Origin of the sequence: Nonlabens sp. Asnod2-A12 (assembly GCF_045063745.1) — a bacterium.
In the GTDB taxonomy this organism is placed as follows: Bacteria; Bacteroidota; Bacteroidia; order Flavobacteriales; family Flavobacteriaceae; genus Nonlabens; species Nonlabens xylanidelens.
Genome location: NZ_JBEFOB010000003.1, coordinates 2,335,241 through 2,358,620 on the forward strand (window position 1 = coordinate 2,335,241; position 23,380 = coordinate 2,358,620).

General features: G+C 35.7%; 18 protein-coding genes. 5 read left to right on the forward strand and 13 right to left on the reverse strand.

Annotated elements, in window-relative coordinates:
* Positions 1-79: 79 nt before the first annotated feature.
* Positions 80-214 (forward strand): hypothetical protein, encoded by a 135-nt coding sequence (locus ACJJVJ_RS10705; RefSeq protein WP_262497502.1) that lies wholly within the window; start codon positions 80-82, stop codon positions 212-214.
* The gene (locus tag ACJJVJ_RS10710) at positions 211-663 is read left to right on the forward strand and encodes a 6-carboxytetrahydropterin synthase (protein ID WP_104514116.1); all 453 of its coding nucleotides are present in this window, start codon (positions 211-213) and stop codon (positions 661-663) included. The genes ACJJVJ_RS10705 and ACJJVJ_RS10710 overlap by 4 nt, the downstream gene beginning before the upstream one ends.
* Positions 664-965: 302 nt before the next feature.
* Here ACJJVJ_RS10710 and ACJJVJ_RS10715 read toward each other — a convergent pair whose 3' ends face one another.
* The 8 genes from ACJJVJ_RS10715 to ACJJVJ_RS10750 form a co-directional block, all read right to left on the reverse strand.
* Positions 966-2,873: a CocE/NonD family hydrolase gene (locus ACJJVJ_RS10715; protein WP_405370206.1), complete on the reverse strand. Its 1,908-nt coding sequence runs from the start codon at positions 2,871-2,873 to the stop codon at positions 966-968.
* Between the two features lie 90 nt (positions 2,874-2,963).
* Positions 2,964-5,030 carry a M13 family metallopeptidase gene (locus tag ACJJVJ_RS10720; RefSeq protein WP_405370208.1) on the reverse strand — a complete coding sequence of 689 codons (2,067 nt, stop codon included), beginning with the start codon at positions 5,028-5,030 and terminating at the stop codon, positions 2,964-2,966.
* Positions 5,031-5,221: 191 nt separating this feature from the next.
* On the reverse strand, positions 5,222-8,572 hold the full coding sequence (locus tag ACJJVJ_RS10725) for a T9SS type A sorting domain-containing protein (RefSeq protein ID WP_405370210.1): 3,351 nt from the start codon (positions 8,570-8,572) through the stop codon (positions 5,222-5,224).
* Between the two features lie 163 nt (positions 8,573-8,735).
* Positions 8,736-9,569: a hypothetical protein gene (locus tag ACJJVJ_RS10730; protein WP_104514113.1), complete on the reverse strand. Its 834-nt coding sequence runs from the start codon at positions 9,567-9,569 to the stop codon at positions 8,736-8,738.
* A gap of 20 nt (positions 9,570-9,589) precedes the next feature.
* Positions 9,590-10,405, reverse strand: coding sequence for a hypothetical protein (locus ACJJVJ_RS10735; protein WP_405370211.1), 816 nt, complete (start codon positions 10,403-10,405; stop codon positions 9,590-9,592).
* A gap of 4 nt (positions 10,406-10,409) precedes the next feature.
* Positions 10,410-11,234, reverse strand: coding sequence for a hypothetical protein (locus ACJJVJ_RS10740; RefSeq protein WP_405370212.1), 825 nt, complete (start codon positions 11,232-11,234; stop codon positions 10,410-10,412).
* Positions 11,235-11,463: 229 nt separating this feature from the next.
* Positions 11,464-14,343 (reverse strand): alpha/beta hydrolase family protein, encoded by a 2,880-nt coding sequence (locus tag ACJJVJ_RS10745; RefSeq protein WP_405370214.1) that lies wholly within the window; start codon positions 14,341-14,343, stop codon positions 11,464-11,466.
* Positions 14,344-14,380: 37 nt separating this feature from the next.
* Complete coding sequence (locus ACJJVJ_RS10750) at positions 14,381-14,872, reverse strand: nuclear transport factor 2 family protein (RefSeq protein WP_405370216.1); 492 nt, start codon at positions 14,870-14,872, stop codon at positions 14,381-14,383.
* A 276-nt stretch (positions 14,873-15,148) separates the two neighbouring features.
* Here ACJJVJ_RS10750 and ACJJVJ_RS10755 point away from each other — a divergent pair, with 276 nt between their 5' ends.
* Positions 15,149-15,712 carry a DNA-3-methyladenine glycosylase I gene (locus ACJJVJ_RS10755; protein WP_405370218.1) on the forward strand — a complete coding sequence of 188 codons (564 nt, stop codon included), beginning with the start codon at positions 15,149-15,151 and terminating at the stop codon, positions 15,710-15,712.
* Between the two features lie 94 nt (positions 15,713-15,806).
* Here ACJJVJ_RS10755 and aat read toward each other — a convergent pair whose 3' ends face one another.
* The 5 genes from aat to ACJJVJ_RS10780 form a co-directional block, all read right to left on the reverse strand.
* Positions 15,807-16,454: a leucyl/phenylalanyl-tRNA--protein transferase gene (aat, locus tag ACJJVJ_RS10760; protein WP_405370220.1), complete on the reverse strand. Its 648-nt coding sequence runs from the start codon at positions 16,452-16,454 to the stop codon at positions 15,807-15,809.
* 186 nt (positions 16,455-16,640) lie between these two features.
* Positions 16,641-17,090, reverse strand: a complete 450-nt coding sequence (locus tag ACJJVJ_RS10765; protein WP_405370222.1) for a GNAT family N-acetyltransferase — start codon at positions 17,088-17,090, stop codon at positions 16,641-16,643.
* Positions 17,087-17,629, reverse strand: a complete 543-nt coding sequence (locus ACJJVJ_RS10770) for a hypothetical protein (RefSeq protein WP_405370224.1) — start codon at positions 17,627-17,629, stop codon at positions 17,087-17,089. Before ACJJVJ_RS10770 ends, ACJJVJ_RS10765 begins: the two co-directional genes overlap by 4 nt.
* Positions 17,630-17,792: 163 nt before the next feature.
* Positions 17,793-18,167 carry a DUF3127 domain-containing protein gene (locus ACJJVJ_RS10775; protein ID WP_405370226.1) on the reverse strand — a complete coding sequence of 125 codons (375 nt, stop codon included), beginning with the start codon at positions 18,165-18,167 and terminating at the stop codon, positions 17,793-17,795.
* Positions 18,168-18,174: 7 nt separating this feature from the next.
* A complete protein-coding gene (locus ACJJVJ_RS10780) occupies positions 18,175-19,026 on the reverse strand; it encodes a flavin reductase family protein (protein ID WP_405370228.1) in 852 nt (283 codons plus the stop codon).
* Between the two features lie 683 nt (positions 19,027-19,709).
* Here ACJJVJ_RS10780 and ACJJVJ_RS10785 point away from each other — a divergent pair.
* Positions 19,710-22,118: a M28 family peptidase gene (locus ACJJVJ_RS10785; RefSeq protein ID WP_405370230.1), complete on the forward strand. Its 2,409-nt coding sequence runs from the start codon at positions 19,710-19,712 to the stop codon at positions 22,116-22,118.
* Positions 22,111-22,881, forward strand: coding sequence for an NAD(P)H-binding protein (locus ACJJVJ_RS10790; RefSeq protein ID WP_405370231.1), 771 nt, complete (start codon positions 22,111-22,113; stop codon positions 22,879-22,881). Before ACJJVJ_RS10785 ends, ACJJVJ_RS10790 begins: the two co-directional genes overlap by 8 nt.
* Positions 22,882-23,380 lie beyond the last annotated feature (499 nt).

A 23,380-nucleotide genomic window follows, 5' to 3' on the forward strand; every position in this document is an offset into this window, starting at 1 on the left:
TGTTAATTCCGCTTTCGCGAAAGCGTACACCACACAATCCTCACATAATCTCATTATCTTTGCGCCTTAATTATAGCATATGCAAGCGTTACTTATAGAGGACAATACGTTCTTAGATATCATAGGGTTTTTAGGCGGCTCAGGACTTTTTCTAGTATTGGGTGTACTTCTCATTATTGTAGTGATTTACAATAGATACAAACGCAAAGGATGAGAAAAGTACGTATAACAAAAGAATTTACATTTGAAACTGGTCATGCACTTTATGGGTATGACGGTAAGTGTCGCAATGTACACGGCCATAGTTATAAACTAGCCGTTACAGTAATCGGGACACCTATAGATGAGTTAGGTCATGTGAAGCATGGAATGGTGATCGATTTTGGTGATTTAAAGAAAATTATCAAAGAAGAGATTGTAGATCCATTTGATCATGCGACAGTGTTTAATAAAAACACACCGCATGTGGAACTAGCCAAAGAACTTTCTGACCGTGGTCACGATGTAATTCTAGTAGATTATCAACCGACTAGCGAGATGATGATTATAGACTTTGCAGATAAGATCAAAAGACGTTTACCTAGTAATATCGCCTTGCACACATTACGATTAAGAGAAACAGAAACCAGCTATGCCGAGTGGCATGCCGCAGATCAGGTTTAACTACGGGATAAAGAAGCTTTTAAAAAGAAAAGAAAGTCTTAGCAATTAGTTTTATTAATCCAGTGATTAATTTATAAGTTGCAACTATGGTATTAGGCTTTTTTTCTTCTAAGTAATTTGCTTCCATAATACTGTTTTTTAAGAGGATTGCGAATATGTAAATTATTCTCTTATCACAGCTAAAAAGCGTTAATTATTCGACAAAATACAACTATTGATGTGTTTTACTAAATGTCAAGTATAAAAAAAGCTCCTTGAATCAATTAGATTTAAGGAGCTTTTTGTTGATGTTTTATTAAAACTTACTTCTTCATTTTAGGTAACATTTTTTCAATACCGTCATTTTCTCCTACGGTTACTTTACTGCTTCCTAGTATAGTTACTTGACCTACTGTAAAATCACTTTCTGTTGCTTCAAAGATGTTGTCCACATATTTCTGTGGGTTGCGATCTATGTAAGGAAACCAGGTGCTGTGAATTTGTATCATTACTCTATGTCCTTTTTTAAAGGTATGTAAGATGTCTTGTAAAGGGAAGTTTACTTTAGTTTTCTTTCCTTCTTTAAAAGGTTCTGGTTTAGAAAAATCATTTCTAAATCTACCTCTGAAGGTTTCTGCACGCACCAGTTGCTGGTAACCTGCTAGAGATATATCTTTAGGAGTATACGCACCGTTAGGCTCGTCATCTGGATATACGTCTATTATTTTTACTATAAAGTCTGCGTCTGTAATGTTATTTAAGATCACCTCTAGATTTGCTTCTATCTCTCCTGCAAGGCGCATGTCATTTTCTAACACTTCTGTCTGAAAGGTAAGTACGTCTGGTCTTCTAGATGCATGACGCTGGTCGTCTGTCATGTAAGCTCTAGGTGTAAATGTTACTGGTGTTATCTCGCTTCTAAAAGGTACTGGTTTCATAGGATCACTCGTATAAGTGAATTCCTGTTTTTTATCGCCAGCCTTGTTGATCAATAACTCACCGTTTTTTCCAAAACCAAAAGAAACTTGTTCTTGTTGTGGTGGCCAGTGTGTAAATTGTTCCCATTTTTTTGCGCCAGTATCAAACATGTATGCCTCTGGTAATTGTGGGTTTTTCTTTCCTTTTAAATGATGTTCAAAGAAAGGAGTTTCAATGTTTTTCTGGTAAAAAGTAGAAATACTATCACCGAAGTGAATGTGATTCACCATTTGCTTACCACGTTCTCTAGCCCAGTTGCCATGGCTCCATGGTCCCATAACTATCATGTTGTTTTTGTTGCTAGGGTTCTTACTTTCTACACTTTTATAAATGTTAAGTGGTCCATAAAGATCCTCTGCATCAAACCAGCCACCTACGGTCATTACGGCATGGTTAACGTCATCAAAATGATTGATTATAGCACGTTTTTGCCAGAATTCGTCATAATTAGGGTGCTCTGCAACTTGTTTCCAGAAGAAGTTTTCTGGAAATATGTTCTCAGTAACATTTTTAAGTGGTCCTATTTTCAGGTTGAAATCATAACCATCTTTCATGTTTCCTGCTGCACGTAGTTTATCCCATTTATCATTATACCAGCTCTCTGAGGTAGGCTCTGACTGATAACCGAATAATGGGTAAGCCATTAAATAACTTTGTAATGTTGCTCCCATGTGATGAAAGTCGTCAAAGAAAAAGTCTGCAATGGGTGCTTGTGGTGAAGATGCTGCTAGTGATGGGTGAGCTTCTGGTAATGCAGCTGCGGTGTAATGTCCAGGATAAGAAATTCCCCACTGACCTACTTTTTTATTATTGTTAGGTAGGTTATTTACCAGCCAGTCTATCGTGTCATAGGTATCACTACTCTCGTCTATATCTTTTTTATTATTTACATCATTACCAGGTATGTGCGGTCTCATATTATCATAATCTCCTTCACTCATCCATCTACCACGCACATCTTGATATACAAAGATGTAACCTTCTTCCATCATGAATTTGTTAGGTCCTAGAGATGTTTTGTACTCACCTTCTCCATAAGGTCTTACACTATATGGTGTACGTTGCATCATGATAGGATATTCCTTTGAGGTATCCTTAGGTGCATAGATTACGGTATATAATTTAACACCATCTCTCATAGAGATATATTCTACCGTTTTTGTGTAATTTTCTTTTACGTAGTTGGATTTAGATTGCGCTTTGGCGAAAGCGAAACTAAAAACAGCCACAACAATAAGAATGTAATTTTTCATGTTTTATATTTAAGAGATGCTAAATATAGCAGTTAGGTACAAAAAAAGGCTTTCTGTTAAGAAAGCCTTAATATAATTTATGTGTTAATCTTACCAGATCAATACGCGATCTTCTGGTGCGATGTACATTCCATCTTCTTCTTTAATATCAAAAGCATCATAAAAAGCTTGAATGTTTTGAAGTGGTACATAACCACGGTACATACCTGGTGAGTGCGTGTCACCTTTAATACGTTGCTTTAAAGCCTCGTCTCTCATCTTTGTGCGCCATACGGTTGCCCAGCTTAAAAAGAAACGTTGTTGTTGTGTGTAACCATCTATGTTTGCAACTTCTCCTTTATCTTCTAGCCACATATTAAGACCGTCATAAGCAGCGTTTACACCACCTAAATCACCTATGTTTTCTCCTAGTGTATAAGCACCGTTTATGTTCACTCCAGGAAGAACTTCTATAGCACTGTATTGAGCAGCAAGCTCGCCACCTAGTTCTTCAAATTGCTTAATGTCATCTTCTGTCCACCAGTTAACCATGTTACCGTTTGCTGCAAATTTTGCACCGCTATCATCAAAACCATGAGAGATTTCATGACCTATAACAGCTCCCATACCACCGAAGTTTACAGCAGCGTCTGCCTCATAATTATAGAAAGGTGGTTGTAAAATAGCTGCAGGAAAAACAATCTCGTTGTAATAAGGATTGTAATAAGCATTTACAGTTTGTGGAGACATGAACCATTCTGATTTGTCCACTTTCTCACCTAGTTTACTCATGTTATCCATGTAATTGTATTCTTGTACAGCTAGCATGTTGTCAAATAAAGTACCACCATCTTTAGGGCTTTTTATTTGCATTTCAGAATAATCTTTCCACGTATCAGGATAACCTATTTTAATGGTCATACCGTTTAATTTCTCGATAGCTTTGGCCTTAGTTTCTGGACTCATCCATTCTAGTCCATTGATACGTACTTCATATGCTTTCTTTACATACTCAATCATTTCCTTTGCCTTAGCTTTTGCAGCAGGTGGGAACTTCTCATCAACATACAGTTGACCTAACGCTTCTCCTAACGTACCGTTAACAGTAGCTAGAGCACGTTCATTTTGAGCTTTTTGTTCTTTTGCACCACGCATGGTCTTGCTATAGAAATCAAAATTTGCATCTTCTAATTCTGTAGAAAGCATGTTAGAAGCATCGTTAATCATGCTCCATTTCATGTACTTTTTCATGATCTCTAGGTTAGATGTTTTCCACATAGAGTTTAATGCCTTGATATAATCTGGCTGACTTACAATAAGGTTATCAAAGTCCTTCATTCCGGCTTCTTTGAAATAAGTTTTCCAGTTTACAGCAGGAGCAATTTTTTGAAGACCACTTACTGCCATAGGGTTGTAAGTTTTTTTAGGGTCTCTTCTAGTTACCTTGTCTAATCTAGGTACAGCCATTGATTTTTCAAAAGCAACGATTTCACTTGCAGTAGCAGTAGCTTTTTCTTGCTCCATACCGGTCATAGCTAGCATTCTAGCGATGTGCATCTCATATTTTGCAAGCTTCTCTTTACTGTCAGCATCTTCTCCTACATAATATTCACGAGCCATACCTAGAGAACCATTACCTAGTTGTGCTACATTCATATCAGTATCCATAGCATCTGCTCCTACACCTACAGAGAAAAATGCGTTTAGTCCTTTTTTACCTAGTTCTGCTTTTACAGTAAGTAATTCTTCTAATGAATGGATACCATCTATTTTTTCTAAATAAGGTACTATAGGTTGGTAACCTGCCTTGTTACGAGAGTCATTATCCATAATACTCTGAAAAACATAAACGGCCTTTGCTTGGTCAGATGTAGGATCTAAGTCCTTATCGTTCATTGCTCTATCTAGTATAGCAAGCACGTCTGCATCTGTATCTTTTCTCAATTTATTAAAACCACCCCATACGGTCTGGTCTGCAGGAATTTCTGTAGAATCTATCCACACACCGTTTACAAAACGATAAAAGTCATCTTTAGGAGATACATTTTTATCCATGTAACCTAGCTCTAAGCCAGGTTGTTCTTTTGCTTCAACAGCGGTAGTTGTAGGCGTGTCCTTACACGATACCATGGTTACCATAGCTGTTGCAGCTATTAGTAAAGAGGATTTAATTTTCATTTTTTTAAGTTTAGTTATTTTAATTCCTTGGAATGAAATTAGTAAAGCAAAATATCAAAATTATATCTTCTAATTGTTAAGTATTTGGTAATGAATTAAGATGGTTGTTGTTCTCGCTTTCGCGAAAGCGGAAACAAAAAAAGACTTTTCTTAAATAGAAAAGTCTTTTTAAATGTAAGTGTTTTTATTCCTTACTTTACTATTAGTTTTTTAGTTACTGAGCCTGATGTGGTGGTGATTTTAATAAAGTACATACCTATGGCCACACCAGATAAATCTACATTATGTGATGTCCCAGTATTGTTTTTACGAGCAGTAATTCTTTTACCACTTACATCGTACACATCATAATCAAAATCTTGTGTAGCATTCCAACTGATGTTAAACATGCCTGAAGACGGATTAGGATATATGGAGAACATGTCTTCTATAGATGTAGCGTCGTTACTTAAAATACCATTGATTACAAAATTATCAATTACCGCACCTTCTCCAGTTACAGACTGATCTGTTCTAAGTACATATCTAAATACTACTTGAGGAAAACGGCGTAAGAAGTTAAGTGATATATCATAATTATTTAATGTTGCTGAGGTGCCTGTCCATTGTGCACCTACACAGTTAAAGCAGTCATTTCCATCAGGAAATCTACTCGAGTTATACCAGTTAGGGCTGGTTGCACTACCTAGAGTATTCCAGTTATTACCACCATCTGTAGAGTATTCCATGTAAAGTAAATCCCAATTATTTTCTAGATCATAAGCCATGTCAAAGGATAACACAGGGTTTTGAATACCAGTTAGATCATAACATCCCGAATATAAATAGCTAGTAGAATTATTACCGTATTGCCCAGAAAGATTAGTTCCATAAACATTTGAAGATCCTGCTGTTGCACTGCCTAAAATTGTTCCACTTGCGGAACCACGTTCCCATAAAGAAGAAGCACTACCAGAATTAGAAACCAGAAACTCTCTGTTTTCAAACTGATGTAGGTCGTTTATTACACCACTAGAGTTACTTAGAATATCAATAGATTGATTATTGTTATTGATGAAATAGTCGTTAGGGGTATTTACAGTAATATTAATAGCATGCGTGCCTGGACTTAGGTTAATACCGGATAAGGCTATAGAAGTCTGTCTTTGAGGAGCAATAGAGACCGTCATTTGTTGTGAAACAGTGGTTCCGCGATCTATGATATAGCTTATATCTACGGAGCTAATATCATTGAGACCTGTGTTTTTTACAACCACCATAAGGTCATCTATACCACAAGAAATATCACCTCCATTATTTTGTATTTCTACTAATTGTATGTCAGAATTAGGTGCAGCCTGCTGTACTGAAGACTGCCAGATACCTCTACCATAGGTTGCTGCGGTAAGCGTGTTATCGTTTGTATTGATCTCTAGATCTCTTATGTTTACATTAGGTAAGTTATTTGAATAAATCTCCCATGTGCCTAATGACTGATCATATTTATAAACACCTACTGTGGTTCCTACATATAAAGGCTCATCTATACTAGAGCCTTGATGTGCAAGAGTATTTTTACCTAGGTTGGGTAGATTACCAGTAATATCTAGGAAAGTACGACCTTGATTATTACTTTTAAAAACACCACCGTTAGAAAAACTAGTGGCTGCATAAACAATAGAACTGTCGTTTGCATTTACCTCAATAGAAGTAATATTATTGTTAAAACTAGAGACTAAGGTAAAAGTAGCACCTGCAGTGGTACTCAAATATAGATTTTGATCTATACCTACAAAAATGTTATTATCATTATTAGGATCTATCTCTAATACATCAATATTGCTGCCGAATGATGGAGAAACTGCAGTAAAAGCTCCGCCTGATACTTTATATAAACTAGTATAGCCAGCATAAATAGTTCCTCTACTATCTGTTTTTAAAGGAGTAATCCAGTTGCCTTGTTCTGGGCCGTTTACACTATTTGTTAAGCTTGCACCACCGTTAGTAGATATGTATAAACCACCACCACGTTGTGTGAACCCATATCGTATTTGAGGATTATTAGGATCTATACCTGCCTCCATACCATCTGCCCCATAGTAGTTAGTCCACGCATTTGCACTTCTAGTAAAACCACCATTATCTTGTAATCCACCAGCGATGTCAGCACTAGACTGGTTGCCTACTGCGACTCTATAAAACTGTCCTATTTGAGCACCAGACGTTAAATCACTAAAGCTACCACCGTCATTTCTACTTCTATAAATACCTCCATCAGAGAGTACAAATAACTCATTGTTAAACTGTCTTATTTGGTGTATGTCTGCATGCGTATAACTTGCTTGAGCGCTATTATTCCAGCTATTTACTTTAAAAAAAGAAGAACCTCCTGAGGTAGATTTCCATACGTTAAGACATCCCGTGTAAATAGTTTCTGCATTAGTAGGAGAAACTTCTAATGCTAGATCGTACCATCCTTGATTGTTTTCTAGAATATCTATATTACTAGTATCTCTTTTAGTAAATGAGCTACCGCTATTACCAGATCTGTAGACACCTACTAGGTCTGCATTATTATCAATTATAAGTAGGTATACATAATTAGGATTTGCCTGTGTTACACCTATAACAGATCTACCATGATTAAAAGGAAGTCCTGAGGTTATTTGTGTCCAAGTATCACCACCGTTGATAGATTTATGAAATGAACTTGTTGTAGAAAGATAAATGGTATTCGGACTACCAGGTTTAAGTTTGATATCCTTTACATTTTCATTTAAGGTTCTAGTAAAATTTGCTCCAGCATCTGTAGATTTATAAAATCCATTGCTAGAAGAGACATAAATAGTATTACTGTTAGTAGGGTCTATATAAACCTCGCTTATATTACCACCTCTAGTAAATACTAAATCTGTTGGGTTGAAAGTGGCACCGGCATCTGTAGACTTTAAAAGTCCTATACTTTCTGTATCGCCGCCGTCGTCATCTCCGGTTCCTACATAAACTATATTAGAATTGTTAGGATCTATGGCAATTGCGCTAGCGCCTATTTCAGTTAAAAAGTCTGTAATAGGATTCCAAGTAGCCCCAGCATCTATAGATTTCCAGGTACCACCACCAGGTGAACCGAGATAATAAACGTCTGGATTATTAGGATCTACAGCAACGGTATTTACACGACCCTGACCAGGTGACCACGAGCCAGCTTCTGTATATGTAAATGGACCAGCAGGAACCCAATTTGAATTATCTACCAGACTATTTTTAAGTATATTCTTGTTTATCTCGTTCTGTAAATCTATGGGTGATTGTAGTGTCCCATCTGCTTTTACAAAAGCTTCAGATTTATTTACCCAACGCATGAAGGGTTTATAACCACTACCTTTTGCATCTTTATCATGTACGGACCAGTAAGCGTCTCCTGCAGCTTTTATTTCTTGATAGGTAGGTTGTGATCCATTTTTACGCAACATTAAATCTTGCATCCATGGAGCATCTGTTCCTAATTGAGCAGCAGTAAATGAACCGATGGTAAGTACTAATAAGGCAATGAAATATTTCATATAGGTATAATTGGGGATAATGCAATATAATGCCTGAATGTCACGAATTCATAACCTATCAGGTCAAAACCCTTGAATTATAAAGTTTTATAGCCTTTTATGCTCATTATAGTCAACAAAACATGTTTTTTATCGATCTTATTAATAGAAGCTGAATACTATATTAGTACTGTTGTACAAGGTTAATTGTGAGTTTAGTACGAGAAGCATTGTCGGTTAGTCCTGGATTACGAGCATAAAGTGATGTGTCTAGGCCAAAATAAGTAAAACCACCTACTGCTGGATTTACATTAGACCAATCCCATAACCTACCTATAACATTAAAATTATAATTCTGGCCTGCAATAAGCTCTACATCTTTATGAAATACAGCCTGTCTAGATAAAGCAAAGAAGTTTATAGATCCATTACCTCCAGTAGCTGTATCGTCTACAAATTTTGAAAACGTAGGAATAAGCTTTTCAGCAATAGTTGCACCGTCTATATCTAATCGTATAGAAGCAGTTGCAACATTCTCATCAAATTGATTTGTATTTCGTACTTGGGCAGCGCCAAAATAGGAAGTAACAGAAACTCTATAGATTCCAGATGATGGAACAGTTATATTCTGGTCTAACCCATTAATTGGTATGTCTCCTAACGTATTTACTACATTTTGTGAGGTTTGAGTAAACTGTCTGCTCCATCCTTGTGTAAATATGCGAGTCCATTTAGCACCATCCCAATAATAAAGTCCTGGAGTTACTGATGTATCATTACCGTTTATTGTTACGGTACTGGTATTATATATCATGAGCCCTACAGCAGGATTTGCTATAGTAACTTGGTCTATTGTAGAAGTTAAATTAATACGTGGAATTAATACTCCTTTGTCATTGCTTTCCACCTGAAAAATAGCTCCTGCATCTAACGTGGACGTAGCTATGCCTACTTGCGCCTTAGATATAAATGAGAATAAAATGATAAAAACACAAGAGTATATATAATTTGATTTCATAATTTAGATTTTTAAGGTGATTACTTTTGTTCTACTAGAGATATGGTTAGTTCTCCATACTGACCTTCAGTAATGCCATTAGAACCTTCATAATTACTTGTGTCTTTTCCAAAATAACTCACATTTGTATTGTGACATAACCACTGACTGCCGGCTACTAAGAATTGATAACTAGTATTTGCTTCTAGATCAATATTATGAATTAATGTAAATTGATTACCTAGATTATTAAATTCACCAGGTCTTTGAGGAATAAATTTAGATTCTGACATGGAATATGCCATTTCCAAAAAAGTACGGCTATTATCGTCTTCTACTTGGTAGAGTCTAAAATCTCCTTGACACGCTGCGTCAGAATTGTTTATAGGATCACCTGCTGTATAATAACAAGTAACACTGATTTGATAAGTTCCCTTAAATGGTACTGTAAACCTTCCAGTATCGAGACCAGGAACAGGTAGTGCTTGTGAACTTACTAACCCCATAAGCTCTGCTGTTTGTTTAAATTCTAGAGTAAATCCATTATTAAAAATACGTTTCCATCTAATACCATTAAAATAATAATAACCTGGTGAGACACTGTTTGAACTAGGTGTGTTAGATGTTGCAGTATTAAAAACAAAAAGTCCCGCTGCAGGATTAGTTATTGGGGTGACAACATTATCTGAGGAGATTAATGCTACTCTAGGTATAAGAATACCTTTATCTGTTGAGGTAACTTCTAATACCGCACTTGGATCTATACTAGTAGTATTCACTCCTACCTGAGCATTTAAGTAGGTGCTATTTATAAGAATTGTGATAAGACAGGAGGTAATAAGTAGTAGTTTATTCATAACTTTAAAATTGTTCTATTAAGGTGATTATTAGAGAGCCTCTGAATGCGTCATTCTGTTGATTGGACCTTGTAAACCCATCAGAATCTCTACCAAAATAACCTGTTGTAGACGTGTTGTGAGCATTCCATTCCCTACCTTTTGCAGTGAATCGATAACTATCAGAAGTATTTGCTTCAAAATTAAAAGTGTACGAGACTTGCTGCCCTAAAGTGTCAAAACGAGTATTGTTTCCTAAATCAAGTGATACAGCAGATACAAAACGTTCCTTAACTATTGTAGGTGTTCCATTTACCTCCATTTCTAATGCAAGTGAGCCTATGGAAACGCCATCTCCATTACCAGTTTGTGGACCTGCAGAATAATATCCATTACCTGAAATCTTATAAATGCCTGCATAAGGAAATGTAATAGTTCCTGTATCTAGACCTGGTAATGCAATAAAAGTGTTTGGATTATTGTCGGTAAGAACCTCGGCAGTTTGTTTAAATTCTAGACGGTAGCCTTCGTCGTGTAATCGAGCCCATTTTGTACCTTCATAGTAATAAAAACCTGGTGATACCCTGCCTAGACTAGCGCCGGTAGTAGCAGTATTGTATATTAATAAGCCAGTTGCGGGCTTAGTTTCACCTACTTTGAGAGTAATAGTAGTAAGATCTTGAGAGCCAATGAGAGAAATCCTAGGAATAAGGACACCTTTATCTAAAGAGGTAATATCTAGTATAGAACTTTCGTCTGGGGTATTTGTATTGATACCCACTTGAGCATGGAGTGTGGAAATAGAAGCATAGGAAAGAAACAGAAATAATATAAAATAGATACGCTGCATAAAGTTATGTTTTAGATTCATGTCTATGACATGATCTTGTTTTTCTTCATGACAAGTAGTTTCTTATTAGGTTAATAATATAAACCACCTTAATCATGGCAATTCAAATTGCTGTTAGCGCAATGTAATTACCATGTATCACGATTTCATAACCAAACATTCAAAACACATGACATAAGTATCACGTACACTGATTGTTCAAATGCAATATTTATTTTTAATTGATCTATTAATACCCAGTCTGCTTACCTTTTTTATCTCTAGAAAGGCCTTCTTGCATCCATGTAGGTTGTACCGCGCCTTTAAGATAATGATCAAAGAACTGCATCATTCTTACCGAGAGATCTCTCTTGTTTTTCATCTTACGTAGATTGTGAGCCTCGTTATTATAAACTAGTAACCATGACGGTTTTCCTAACCTGCGCATACCCATAAACATTTCTATACCTTGATAATACGGCACGGCACCGTCTGCATCATTATGCATCATTAATAAAGGTGTTTCTATTTTAGGGATATGAAATAATGGAGAGTTTTCAATATAGAGGTCTAATCCGTCCCAGAGATTTTTTCCTATTCTAGTTTGTGTTTTTTCATATTGAAATGCTCTACTTAAACCGCTTCCCCATCGTATACCTCCATAAGCACTGGTCATATTTGAAACAGGTGCGCCAGCCATAGCAGCAGCATATTTATTAGTTCTAGTAACTAGATATGCGGTTTGATAACCACCCCAACTTTGCCCTTGTAGCGCCATTTTGTTAGAATCTACATAGCCTAATCTCTCCACAGCTTCAGTTCCAGAAACTATACAGTTATAAGCACTTTGTCCTGGGTGTCCATCTTTGTAAACTATGTCTGGCACAAAAACGATGTAATCATTACTCGTTAGATAAGAAAAATTAACGGTGCTTGCACTAGGTAATGGAGATTTATAATCGTGTAATCTTTCAGAATATTTCTCGTAGAAATAAACGATCATAGGATATTTCTTCTTTGGGTCAAAATCTTCTGGCTTATAGATCAAACCTTCTAATGGCACGCCATCATATGCATTCCACTTAAATAATTCTACAGTTCCCCATTTAAAATCATCCTGTTGCGGATTTATATCTGTGAGTGTTTTTTTAACTTGAGTGTTTACGTATTCTACATCTGGATAATCTGTAAAATTGCCAGATCTTACTAATAAGGTGTTTGAGTTTTCCGCTTTCGCGAAAGCGGTAACATTACGATCACTTACCTCGTAAAGAGGCTCGATACCATTTGCACCTAGTGTCATTATAGAATTTGCCTTTGTGCGATGATCAAATGATGCGAGTAATAATTTGTTATTAAAATAGGTAGCCAGCTCGCGATGCTCTCTGTCTAGGTTTTCTGTTCGGTAAGTAATTTTATTTTGACGACCTGATTTAGTTAAGTTTTCTGGTGGCAAAACACCATTTACATCGAGTCTCCAGACGTCGTATTTATCATATACCAGTGCAAAACCGTCCTTATCAAAACCTCCAAAGCCATGAGCATTTGCTAGTGCAGGATGGTCGTCATCTTCGTCTGCAAAGCTTACTTCTAGAAACTTAGTTAGGTTTTTACCTATTTGCGTTTCTAGATTCATCATGTGCCAGTCTTGGGTGTCAAAATTGAAATAAATCACATGCGTGTTTTCTGGATTTCTAATAGGGTAACTACCAGATTTATTGATGATAAATTTTTTGCTACGTGTTTTTAAATTCTCTACTAGATAGTCAGATCTCCATGGATATTCCCACGATCTAGCTACATCATATTTGTCGTTATTTGCATAAATAATATAAGTGCCATCTAGGTCGTTATCCCAGTCTGTATCACCCATTTCATAATCATTAAGAAATTTTACTGTACCGTTTTCTGTGTCCCATACCACTGTTGCAGATTTATTTTCTAAACTAGAAAAACGTGTTTTTTGCTCTGGTTGTGTCATGCGGTCTTTATAGTTCCATACATCTACCTGTGCTATCTCGTCGTCCATCAATGTGGTGTCAATGGTATATACTATTTTAGGTTGAACATAGAATAAAAGACGTTTTCCACTTTCTGAGAATATGGCTTTTCTCTTTTCAGTTAATTTCCAGCCTTTTTTAATGTTAGCGTCACCATAACCTAACTGTCTGGTATACGATTTAAAGTCTTTATGATAATATAATTCAAATTTTAGTGAGTCTGTAGAGGCGCTATCTAGTGCAACTTTATAAGCCAGTTGCTTTCCATATTTATCTATAGCGAGATCTTTATATCTCCATGCATTTTCTATAAGTGCCGTAGATGTTCTAGTAGAGAGATCATAGTAATAAACTCCATGGTCTTTTTTCTTTTTGCCTTGTTCTCTAGAATAGATAAAACCAGTTCCTTCTCTAGGCATTTCATATTCTTTAAAACTATCGATACTATCTTTTGCTTTAGAAAATGGCTGGTATACGATTAGATAATCTTCTTTAGTAAAGTCTGCTTTTTTCTCTTCAGGCTCTTCTTTCTTGAGTTCCTTAAGCTTTTTTGATAGCTCTTCTTGTTCCTTTTTTAAGCGGCGTTTTTTCTGCCTTTTAGTTTCTTTTAAAGGCGCTTTTTCTTCTTTTACAGCTGCTGTATCCTTTTTCTTTTCTGGTTTAAGATCTTTAAATTTCTCTAAGATTAAAAAGTCATTACGTTTATCACTTGCCTCAAAACTTTTTACCCTTTGAATAGAGTCTACTATAGTTCCTGTAGCAACCTCATAAACCATAAAAGTGTTTTTTGACTGCTCATTTTTATCAACCTCTTTTTTCTTTTCTTTTCTCAGTTTTTGGTATTCTGGTTTTTGAAGGAAATAAATATATTTCTCATCGGCACTTATTTGTGGATCTATACCGTTAAAAAAAGTATGCTTCGTATTTTTTGCGATGTTGTGTATTTCTAGATAACCATCGCCAGCACCTGTTGCAGTAACTACACTTATAGCAACTAGGTTACCGTCAGGCGAGATTTCAGTTTTAGAAGCGCGTTTCCACAGGTCGTAATCGGCATGAGTAAGGACCTTTTTTTGAGCTATTGCTGTAATAGAAATAAGAAAGGCTAGTAGTAGGAGTAGGTTTTTCATAATATGAGACTAGTGATAGTAAAGAAGAGTAAGTGTTTTATTGAGCGCGCAGTTTTTTCATATACTCTGCATCCCATTCTTTTTTCAGTTGAGTAAGTGAGGATACATTTTCATTAGGCACAGCGATGGAAAGCACGTAGTGAGCAATTTTCCAGTTGCCATCTTCCATTTTCATAACACCGCTACCACGGCATATTCCCATTTGAGTATCTAGTAATTCATCAAAATAAACGACACCGTTCTCTGAATAAACATGACGTTCTAATGCTATAAAGGACCAGGCTTTTCCTTTGTCAAAATAGGGTTTTGAAAACGCCTTGAATTCTGCGATTTGCCAGTTTTCAGTAGCGTCAGTTCCTATAAAAACGCCATCTGTTGTCATTAGGTCAAAATATTTTTTAAAATCGGCTTGTGCTGCAGCCTCATGCCAGGCATCTATAGATGGTTCTACATCATTAGGATTAATGGCTTTTTGAGTCGCACAACTAGAGATTAAAATAACGGATAGAAGTAATAGAAACTGTTTCATAGGTAGTAAAGATAAAGATAGAATCGTTATTCTTAATGCGAACTGTCCAGAATCCCTAAATTTGAATAAATAATATGATGGATCTTCAAAAAGCGTTCTTGTTCGGCTCATTAATCAGTATACTGTCGTTCTATTTTATACTCGGTATTTGCTTTTTAATATTTAAATTCTTGCTGAAAATGAACAATGCAAAGTCATTACTGTTCACACTAATTGTGGGACCTTTATTGTATTTTGGATCTCAATTATTCTTTCAATTATCTCAACTTAATTAAAATGGAAAAACATAAATGTGGCTGGTGCCTGGGCGATGATCTTTATGAATCTTATCATGATAAGGAATGGGGCACACCAGTCTATGACGACCAGACGCTATTTGAATTCTTAATTCTAGAAACCATGCAGGCAGGTTTAAGCTGGATAACGATTCTTAAAAAGCGAGATAATTATTTTGATGCCTTAGATCAATTTGATATAGAAAAAATAGCTGCTTATGACCAGGCAAAACAGGATGAGTTACTTCAAAATGCTGGAATTATACGCAATAAACTAAAGGTGAAATCTATTATTAATAACGCGCAGCTGTTTATAGAAATCCAAAAAGAGTACGGTAGTTTTTCTAAATACATTTGGGCCTATGTGGATGGTAAACCTATTAAAAATACGATACAAAATTATAAAGAAGCACCTGCTAACACACCGCTGTCAGACCAGATTTCTAAAGATTTAAAAAAGCGTGGTTTCAAATTTGTGGGTTCTACCATAATGTACGCATTCATGCAGGCGACTGGTATGGTAAACGATCACGAGGTAAATTGTTTTAGGTATGATGAGGTATAAATATGTATGGATTTTTATGGTTCTCGCTTTCGCGAAAGCGGAATAATTACAAGCCTATTTTCTATTAAAATTCAAGTGGTCATATAATGAGTAATTATCTCAAATAACTCAAAAACACTTCTCGATCCATCTCTATGCCACCTAGACTATCTAAATGATCGTTATAAACCTGAGCATCAATAAGTTTGTAATTAAGAGTTTGTAGCTTTTCTACGAGATACATGAAGGCAATTTTACTAGCATCAGTAGCTAGTGCAAACATACTCTCGCCACAAAAAACACCTTTTTCTGGCAAGTCCATACCATAGAGTCCGCCCACGAGCTGGTTGTCTTTAAAAACTTCTATGCTTTTTGCATGTCCTAGTTCATGAAGATTTTGATAAGCCTGTAGCATGTCATCGTTAATCCATGTGCCATCTTGGTCATTGCGTTTTACTTTACCACAATGTTGCATGACTTCTTTAAAACATGTGTTTTCTCTTATCTCATAGCCTCGGTTGCGCTTGCTCTGTCTCATAGATTTAGTAATGCGCATAGGTGTGTCAGAGGTCAGATCAAATACCATTCTAGGATCAGGACTCCACCAGCAAATAGGTTCTCCATCATTGTACCATGGAAAAAAACCAGAATTATAAGCAAGTAGCAATCGTTCTATACTTAAATCACCTCCTATAGCAGCAAGTCCATGATCTGGAGCATCACTAGGATCAGGAAAAATTAAAGAATCGTCAAGTAAATGCAAGATAAATAGTAGTTTAAGTTTGGAAAAGCCCTCAAAATTAACAATATTTGAATGGTCTTCAAATTTAAATTTATTTTCATCATTGCTTTTTTTTGAGTTTGTTTGAAGACTAACCTATTAAATTAGGAAATCCCGATCTTGAGAAAGTCGGGATTTTATATTTTTATTGCTTTATGGATCAGCAGGCTATAGGGTTTTCTCAAAACACAAACTATTCTCAACATTCAAATACTGTCCATAGCAAGGAATCTGTTGGTAACCGTTTTTCTTATAAAGAGCAATTGCTTCCTGTTGCCTTGTTCCTGTCTCTAGAATACATTTTTTATAACCTAATTCTTTTGTCCATTTTTCCAGTTCTTTTAAAACTTGAGAGGCAATGCCGTTACCGCGACTTTGAGTAGTGGTAAACATTCTTTTTACTTCCATAGTTTGCTCGTCATATTTTCTAATAGCACCACAACCTACAGCCGCATCATCTAGATATGCAACTAGTACATGTTGTAAACCTTTGGTACTGTTGAATTGGTTGTAGAAATCATGTTCATCACCATCAGTTATTGCTAGAAAAGCATCGAGTTGTTTTACTAAGGATTGGAAATCTTTATTTTCTGAAGTGGTGCGTTTGAGGTTAATCATATAGAGTTAGATTTATGTTTCAACTTCAGTTTTACTTGATATACTATTCCTATCATAAGACCAATAAGACCACCAGCATAACTACAAGTATGCATCGTGCCTACCGTTAAAAAAGCTTTCCTATTTATTACGGATGCAGGAATAAGCCATTCTGTGTTAAATTCTGATATTATAAACCATCCGAAAATAACACCTAATAAGCCTAACAAAATTGTAAAAGTAAAAGTACGAACGATAGCACCAAAAATGCTCTTCCAAATTATATCTTTAGGTTGAATGAGACCAACTAAACCATGAATGAGTCCGCCTAATAAACCAGTCCACCATGTCGATAGAATTCCAATAATAGCTACATTCATTCTTTCAGAATTCAGACCGTATTCATTTAGTCCAAATTGTAGAAATTTTAATTTTGTAAAATATTCAGGGGATATCGAATATGAAATTTGATCATGTACTATTCCATATATAGAAGCTGCGATTATAGCTATTACCGTAACTATAATGGTGGTAAAAACTTTTTTAATTATTTTGTGCATAAAAGCTGAGATATTTTTTAATTCAATTCTTGAAAGGATTTAGATAATGCCGACATACATAGTTAGGATGATAAATATAAAAGTTTTTAAATCAAACATAGGAAAACAAAAAAAGCAGCAAGTAAACCTGCTGCTTTTTTAAGTATTCTAATATGGTAATTACCTAGAATGGTAAATCATCATGATCTTCATTCTTTGAGTTTTGAACTGGCTCATACTCATCAAATGGTGGTACTTCTGGAGCTCCAGCTGGTGCGCTTGCGCCTACTTTTTCAATTCTCCATCCTGCGATAGAGTTAAAGTACTTAGTCTCTCCTTGTGGAGACTGCCATTCACGACCTCTTAAATTGATACCTACTTTTACTGGCTCACCTACATTAAATGCGTTTAATAAGTTTGTTTTATCCTGTACAAACTCGATCATCAAGTGTTGTGGGTATTGCTCTTCAGTAGTTACTACTAATTCACGTTTCTGGAAACCATTTGCACCGAATGTCTTAGTTTCTCCTATTATTTTAATTTTTCCTTGTACTTCCATGTTCTCTCTATTGTAATAAATATTTCCACGCTGTAAGAATTTCTCCTTTAGCGATAAGCTCTTTTGCTTTGTTATGTTTTTCTGTTGTAGAAAGGTTGAATAGTTGTTCTGCTTTTGCAAAAGCTACCACCTCTTCCTGCTCTGGTATCAATTCAATATTTCCTAGTTTCCCTAGATCGTTTCCTGTTAGAATATCACTATTCCTAGCATGATCAGGTAATGCGTCAACACCTACACCTAATTTAGATAACGGTTTTGCCACCTCAAACATTGCGTCCTTAGAACGGCAGTACCAGTTACCACCCATTCTTGCTACCGTATCGATTTTAAAAGGGTCTATCTTATTATCTCCATCTAGAACCTTGTCATTTACATGCACCATAACCACCTCACATATGATAAGGTTACCAGCGCCACCTTCTTGACCTAGCTCTACGATTTCTTTTACTTTACACTCAAATTGTACCGGACTTTCTGCCACGCGTGGAGGTGTAACTAGGTCGCTTTTTACCTCAGTAAGACCAGATTTTTCAAATTCATTTACACCTTCAGCATACTCAGTGCTAGATAATGACATTTGTTGTACGATGTCATAATTTACAATGTTAATCACCACCTCGCCAGTAGCTTTTGCATTAAGTAATGTATGTTTTACCGTATTGTTTCTCACACGTCTCGCAGGAGAAAATATCATCACCGGCGGATTTGCACTAAACACATTAAAAAACGAATAGGGTGATAAATTTACCTTTCCATTTTCATCCACAGTACTTGCAAATGCAATAGGTCGTGGTTGTACAGCTCCCAGCATAATGCCATGAAGTTGAGACGTTTCTATATCTTTAGGGTTAAGTTTCAAGTCTTAATTTTGATAAGATACAAAGTTACTATTTTAATTGAGAATATCATTCTTAAAATTTGAGTACAACTAGGGTTAAAACAAATGATGTCATTACACTGCATGACAGAATTCCATATAATCGTAGAGATGTTTTTTTTGATAAATTTTCCTTTTAGGGAAATGTCTTCATAATAAAGAGTATTTGCGGTTGAGTAATAACACTTTTCTTCGCTTTCGGCTGTTGTTACTTTTTCGCATTGCTCCAAAAAGTAACCAAAAAGATCTAGGCTGTGGAAGACCTGTCTAAAAACTTCAATCGTTACGTTAAAGAAAAATAAAGTCATGAAGTTTATTAAATAAGTAATAGGATGATCTACTATTATTTAGAAAACTTAAGCTATTTGTGCACTCAACAATTTTTCTTTTTTACACTACACTCTTTTCATTTTTCACGACAGACTTTCCAATGCCAAAAGAAACAAATTTGATTAGATATTTATTTTATATTAAAATGATTTTCCCTTAGAGGGAAATGCCGATAGGCAAAGGGTGTTTGCACAAGAGTAAACTTTCCACAAAATTGGATAGCATAAGGTTTCTAGTTCGAGTTCAAATTTAATTTCACAAGAAACCTACCCTTTAGGGCTAGGGAAAGGTTTCTGAATTTTCCTTAACTTTCCATTTCCCAAAAAAAATAAAACATGAGAGCCAAGTCTCACCTTACCTCTGCCGCATCATTTGTAGTCATTATTTTAATGATTTGGTATGCTTTTCACAGTCAGACACCATCTGCACAGGTACAAGAAGATTTACCAGCGACTGAATGGTCTACGGCTAGAGCACTAGAACATGTAAAAGCGATTTCTTTAAAACCACATTATGTAGGGAGCAATGCACATCATGAGGTAAGAGATTATATAAAAGATGAGTTTACAAAACTAGGACTTAACGTTACTACTCAAAAAGGATACGATATCAGTTGGAATGGTAACATGTCGCAACCAGAAAATATCATTGCGCGTATAAAAGGTTCTCAACCAGATAGCAAAGCACTGGTTTTACTAACTCATTATGATAGTGATCCACATTCCAGTAAAGGAGCTAGTGATGCAGGTAGTGGAGTAGCCACTATTCTAGAAGGTGTCCGAGCTTTTCTTGCACAAAATAAGCAACCTAAAAACGATATTATTATTTGTATTACAGATGGTGAAGAACTAGGACTTAATGGAGCAAGTCTATTTGTTAACTCACATCCATGGGCAAAAGATGTAGGTTTTGTACTCAACTTTGAAGCACGCGGTAGTGGTGGGCCTAGTTATATGCTGGTAGAAACTAATGGAGGTAACCGCAAGATTATAGAAGAATTTATGGCTGCAGGTACCGATTATCCAGTAGCTAACTCGCTTGCATACAGCATCTATCAAATGATACCTAACGATACAGATCTTACCATTTTTAGAGAAGACAGAGATATTAATGGTTTAAACTTTGCTTTTATAGGAGATCATTTTGATTACCATACAGAGCTAGATACTTATGAAAGACTAGACCGCAATACACTCGCACATCAGGGTTCTTATTTAATGCCTTTATTATCTCATTTCAGTAACCTAGACATGACAGACCGTGTTATGGTGGATAAAGGAGAAGATCTCGTTTACTTTCCATTGCCATTAATTAAAATGGTCACGTTCCCATTCAGCTGGCTGGCTGCTTTAATAATAGGTAGTGGTATTTTATTATTACTTTTAATAGTACATGGAATACGTAAAAGACGCATTACTTTAAAACATCTTTTTGGTGGTTTTGTGCCATTTTTGGGTAGTTTAATCATTGGTTATTTATTAAGTAATTATGGCTGGGCTGCAGTTAAAACAAACGAGTTTTATGTAGATATGAATCCAGTGTTTCCCTATAACGGTTATTGGATGATTGCCACAGCAGCATTTGCAGCAGTTACTGTTTCATTTTTCTTATACCATAAATTTTACCATCGCGATCGCATCGCTAGTTTAAGTGTCGCGCCACTGGTATTGTTATGGATTATCTCGCTAGCTATTGCATTTCCTGTAGAGGATGGTGGTCTTATCCCTAATATCTATTTAGGTGGTGCAGGTTTCTTTCTAGTACCATTACTCGCAGGATTAGTCATGTTATGGCTCAATATTCACCAAAAACGACCTAGCTATATCTTGTTGTTAATCTTGGCAGTTCCAGCTATTTTTGTCTTCGCACCGTTTATCAAAGCATTTCCAGTAGCTCTAGGAATGAGTATTCTTTTCGTTGCAGCTGTTTTAAGTGCGCTATTATTTGGTTTGTTGATTCCTATTTTAGGACATTATCGCAAGAAAGGATTGCTTGCTTTTGGCTCATTGATAGCTACCGTTGTTTGTTTATGTTTCGCTTTCGCGAAAGCGGAATTCTCACAAACACAGCCCAAACCTACCAGCTTAGTTTATGTTCACAATCAAGACGATAATACAGCACAATGGGCAACATACGATAAAGTACTTTCTGACTGGACTAAAGAAAAACTGGGTACAGAACCGCAACGCGCAAAAGAATTAAATGCAAATTCCATAGATTCTAAATATGGAACAGGATTCTCCTATGCTGCAAAAACGGATTATAAAAACTTGCCAGAAATAGAACTAGAAATCACGGCAGACTCTACCGTAAATGATTTGCGTACGGTTAAGTTTAAAGTAACAAGTGAAAGTGTTGTACACAGATATGAGGCCTTTGCAGACGCTAAATATTCTTTTGAAAAAGCCACCGTGAATGGTTTAGAGATTGAAAAAAGTGGTGATGATCAACGACCATTCAGCAATCGATGGGGAAATAGATTCTTAAGTTATTATGTAACCGATAATGCAGCACTAGAAATGGAGCTCACTTTTGATGCTAGTACTGAGCCAGAAATTATTGTTTATGCTGCGTCTTTTGATTTATTAGAACAAGAACAATTTAATGTAAGCCAGCGACCGCTAGATCATATGTCTATGCCGTTTGTTTTAAATGATGCGGTGTTGAGAAAAAGAACTATTAAACTTTCCAAAAATGTGAAGTCAGAAGAGTTACCACCAGTTGAAGATGTAACTCATGGTTAAGAAAACAATTGGTATCTTAGGTTGTGGCTGGTTAGGTTATGACCTTGCTTTAAAACTAAAAAGCCAAAAGTATAATGTAAGAGGAACTTCCAGAAACTCTGAAAAGCTTAAAAAACTTACAGAAAAAGGAATTGAATCATTTCATGTAGACCTACAAGAAAATAAAATCTATGGAGATATTCAAGGATTCTTAGAAGGTTTAGATATTTTAGTAATTGATATACCACCAGGATTGCGCAAGAATCCAGAAAGTGATTTTGCTTACAGAATCAAGATGTTTTTAAGATTTGTACAAGTGTATGAAATAGGTAAAGTCATTTTTATATCGTCCACATCAGTCTTTGAAGATCGGGAAAATATACCTAGTTATGATGAGAATTCTCTACCTAATGCAACTGATAACAATGGTATAAAAATTACCGCTGCAGAACAGGTCGTTCAAGAAATGATAGATAAATCTGTCATTATAAGACCATGCGGTTTAATAGGAGAAGATCGTCATCCTATCAAATATCTCGCAGGTAGAAAAGAGGTAAAAAATCCTGATGCGCCAGTAAATCTAGTCACTAGAGATCATGTAAATTCTTTAATTTTTAAAGTGATTAAAGAAGAACTCAATGTTTCTGTAATTCATGCTATTAGTGAACCACATGAAATTCGTGAAGAATATTATCAAAAAGCAGCTAAGGATTTTGGGTTAGAAAGTCCTCGTTTTGAATTGAATAGTAGGAGTTTAGGTAAGAAGATTGTTTCTGGTTTATAATTTTCCCTTGAGGGAAATGTCCGCAGGAAAAAGGGTGTTTGCGATATGGAAAATTTTTTATAAATCATATTTTACAGAAAACACCAGCACGGCTCAACCTTTCCTTGAAATTAAGGAAAGAAGTTTTAGTTGTGTTCATTTTAAAAGATTTGACATGCCAACTATTTGTGTTGGCATTGTTTAAACCTGCTCTCTACGTTTGTATTAACCTTACTCTTTCATAAGGGTAGAATTAATTCCACCCTTATGGTACATCAAGCAAATATTTTCACGTTCTTTAATCTTAAAAAACACTGCTGTTATGTGAACGGCATTGGAAAGTCTGTCGTAAAAAATGAAAAGAATGTAGCGTTAAAAAGAAAAATTGTTGATGTCTATATAAGGTTGACACTTTTTAAATATTCTTTTAAATTTCACAAGAATTTATAATTTCGAAAGAGTTTTATTTTTCTTTAGCGCAAGGAATGAAATTTTTAGACAGGTGTTCCACAGCCTAGAT

Excerpts from the sequence above, each read along its gene's own strand:
- ACJJVJ_RS10735 (WP_405370211.1), bottom strand. The coding sequence starts at position 10,405 with ATGAATAAACTACTACTTATTACCTCCTGTCTTATCACAATTCTTATA.
- ACJJVJ_RS10720 (WP_405370208.1), bottom strand. The coding sequence starts at position 5,030 with ATGAAAATTAAATCCTCTTTACTAATAGCTGCAACAGCTATGGTAACC.
- ACJJVJ_RS10790 (WP_405370231.1), top strand. The coding sequence starts at position 22,111 with ATGGTTAAGAAAACAATTGGTATCTTAGGTTGTGGCTGGTTAGGTTAT.
- ACJJVJ_RS10715 (WP_405370206.1), bottom strand. The coding sequence starts at position 2,873 with ATGAAAAATTACATTCTTATTGTTGTGGCTGTTTTTAGTTTCGCTTTC.
- ACJJVJ_RS10750 (WP_405370216.1), bottom strand. The coding sequence starts at position 14,872 with ATGAAACAGTTTCTATTACTTCTATCCGTTATTTTAATCTCTAGTTGT.
- ACJJVJ_RS10770 (WP_405370224.1), bottom strand. The coding sequence starts at position 17,629 with ATGCACAAAATAATTAAAAAAGTTTTTACCACCATTATAGTTACGGTA.
- ACJJVJ_RS10725 (WP_405370210.1), bottom strand. The coding sequence starts at position 8,572 with ATGAAATATTTCATTGCCTTATTAGTACTTACCATCGGTTCATTTACT.
- ACJJVJ_RS10740 (WP_405370212.1), bottom strand. The coding sequence starts at position 11,234 with ATGCAGCGTATCTATTTTATATTATTTCTGTTTCTTTCCTATGCTTCT.
- ACJJVJ_RS10710 (WP_104514116.1), top strand. The coding sequence starts at position 211 with ATGAGAAAAGTACGTATAACAAAAGAATTTACATTTGAAACTGGTCAT.
- ACJJVJ_RS10765 (WP_405370222.1), bottom strand. The coding sequence starts at position 17,090 with ATGATTAACCTCAAACGCACCACTTCAGAAAATAAAGATTTCCAATCC.
- ACJJVJ_RS10745 (WP_405370214.1), bottom strand. The coding sequence starts at position 14,343 with ATGAAAAACCTACTCCTACTACTAGCCTTTCTTATTTCTATTACAGCA.
- ACJJVJ_RS10705 (WP_262497502.1), top strand. The coding sequence starts at position 80 with ATGCAAGCGTTACTTATAGAGGACAATACGTTCTTAGATATCATAGGG.
- ACJJVJ_RS10730 (WP_104514113.1), bottom strand. The coding sequence starts at position 9,569 with ATGAAATCAAATTATATATACTCTTGTGTTTTTATCATTTTATTCTCA.
- ACJJVJ_RS10755 (WP_405370218.1), top strand. The coding sequence starts at position 15,149 with ATGGAAAAACATAAATGTGGCTGGTGCCTGGGCGATGATCTTTATGAA.
- ACJJVJ_RS10775 (WP_405370226.1), bottom strand. The coding sequence starts at position 18,167 with ATGGAAGTACAAGGAAAAATTAAAATAATAGGAGAAACTAAGACATTC.
- ACJJVJ_RS10785 (WP_405370230.1), top strand. The coding sequence starts at position 19,710 with ATGAGAGCCAAGTCTCACCTTACCTCTGCCGCATCATTTGTAGTCATT.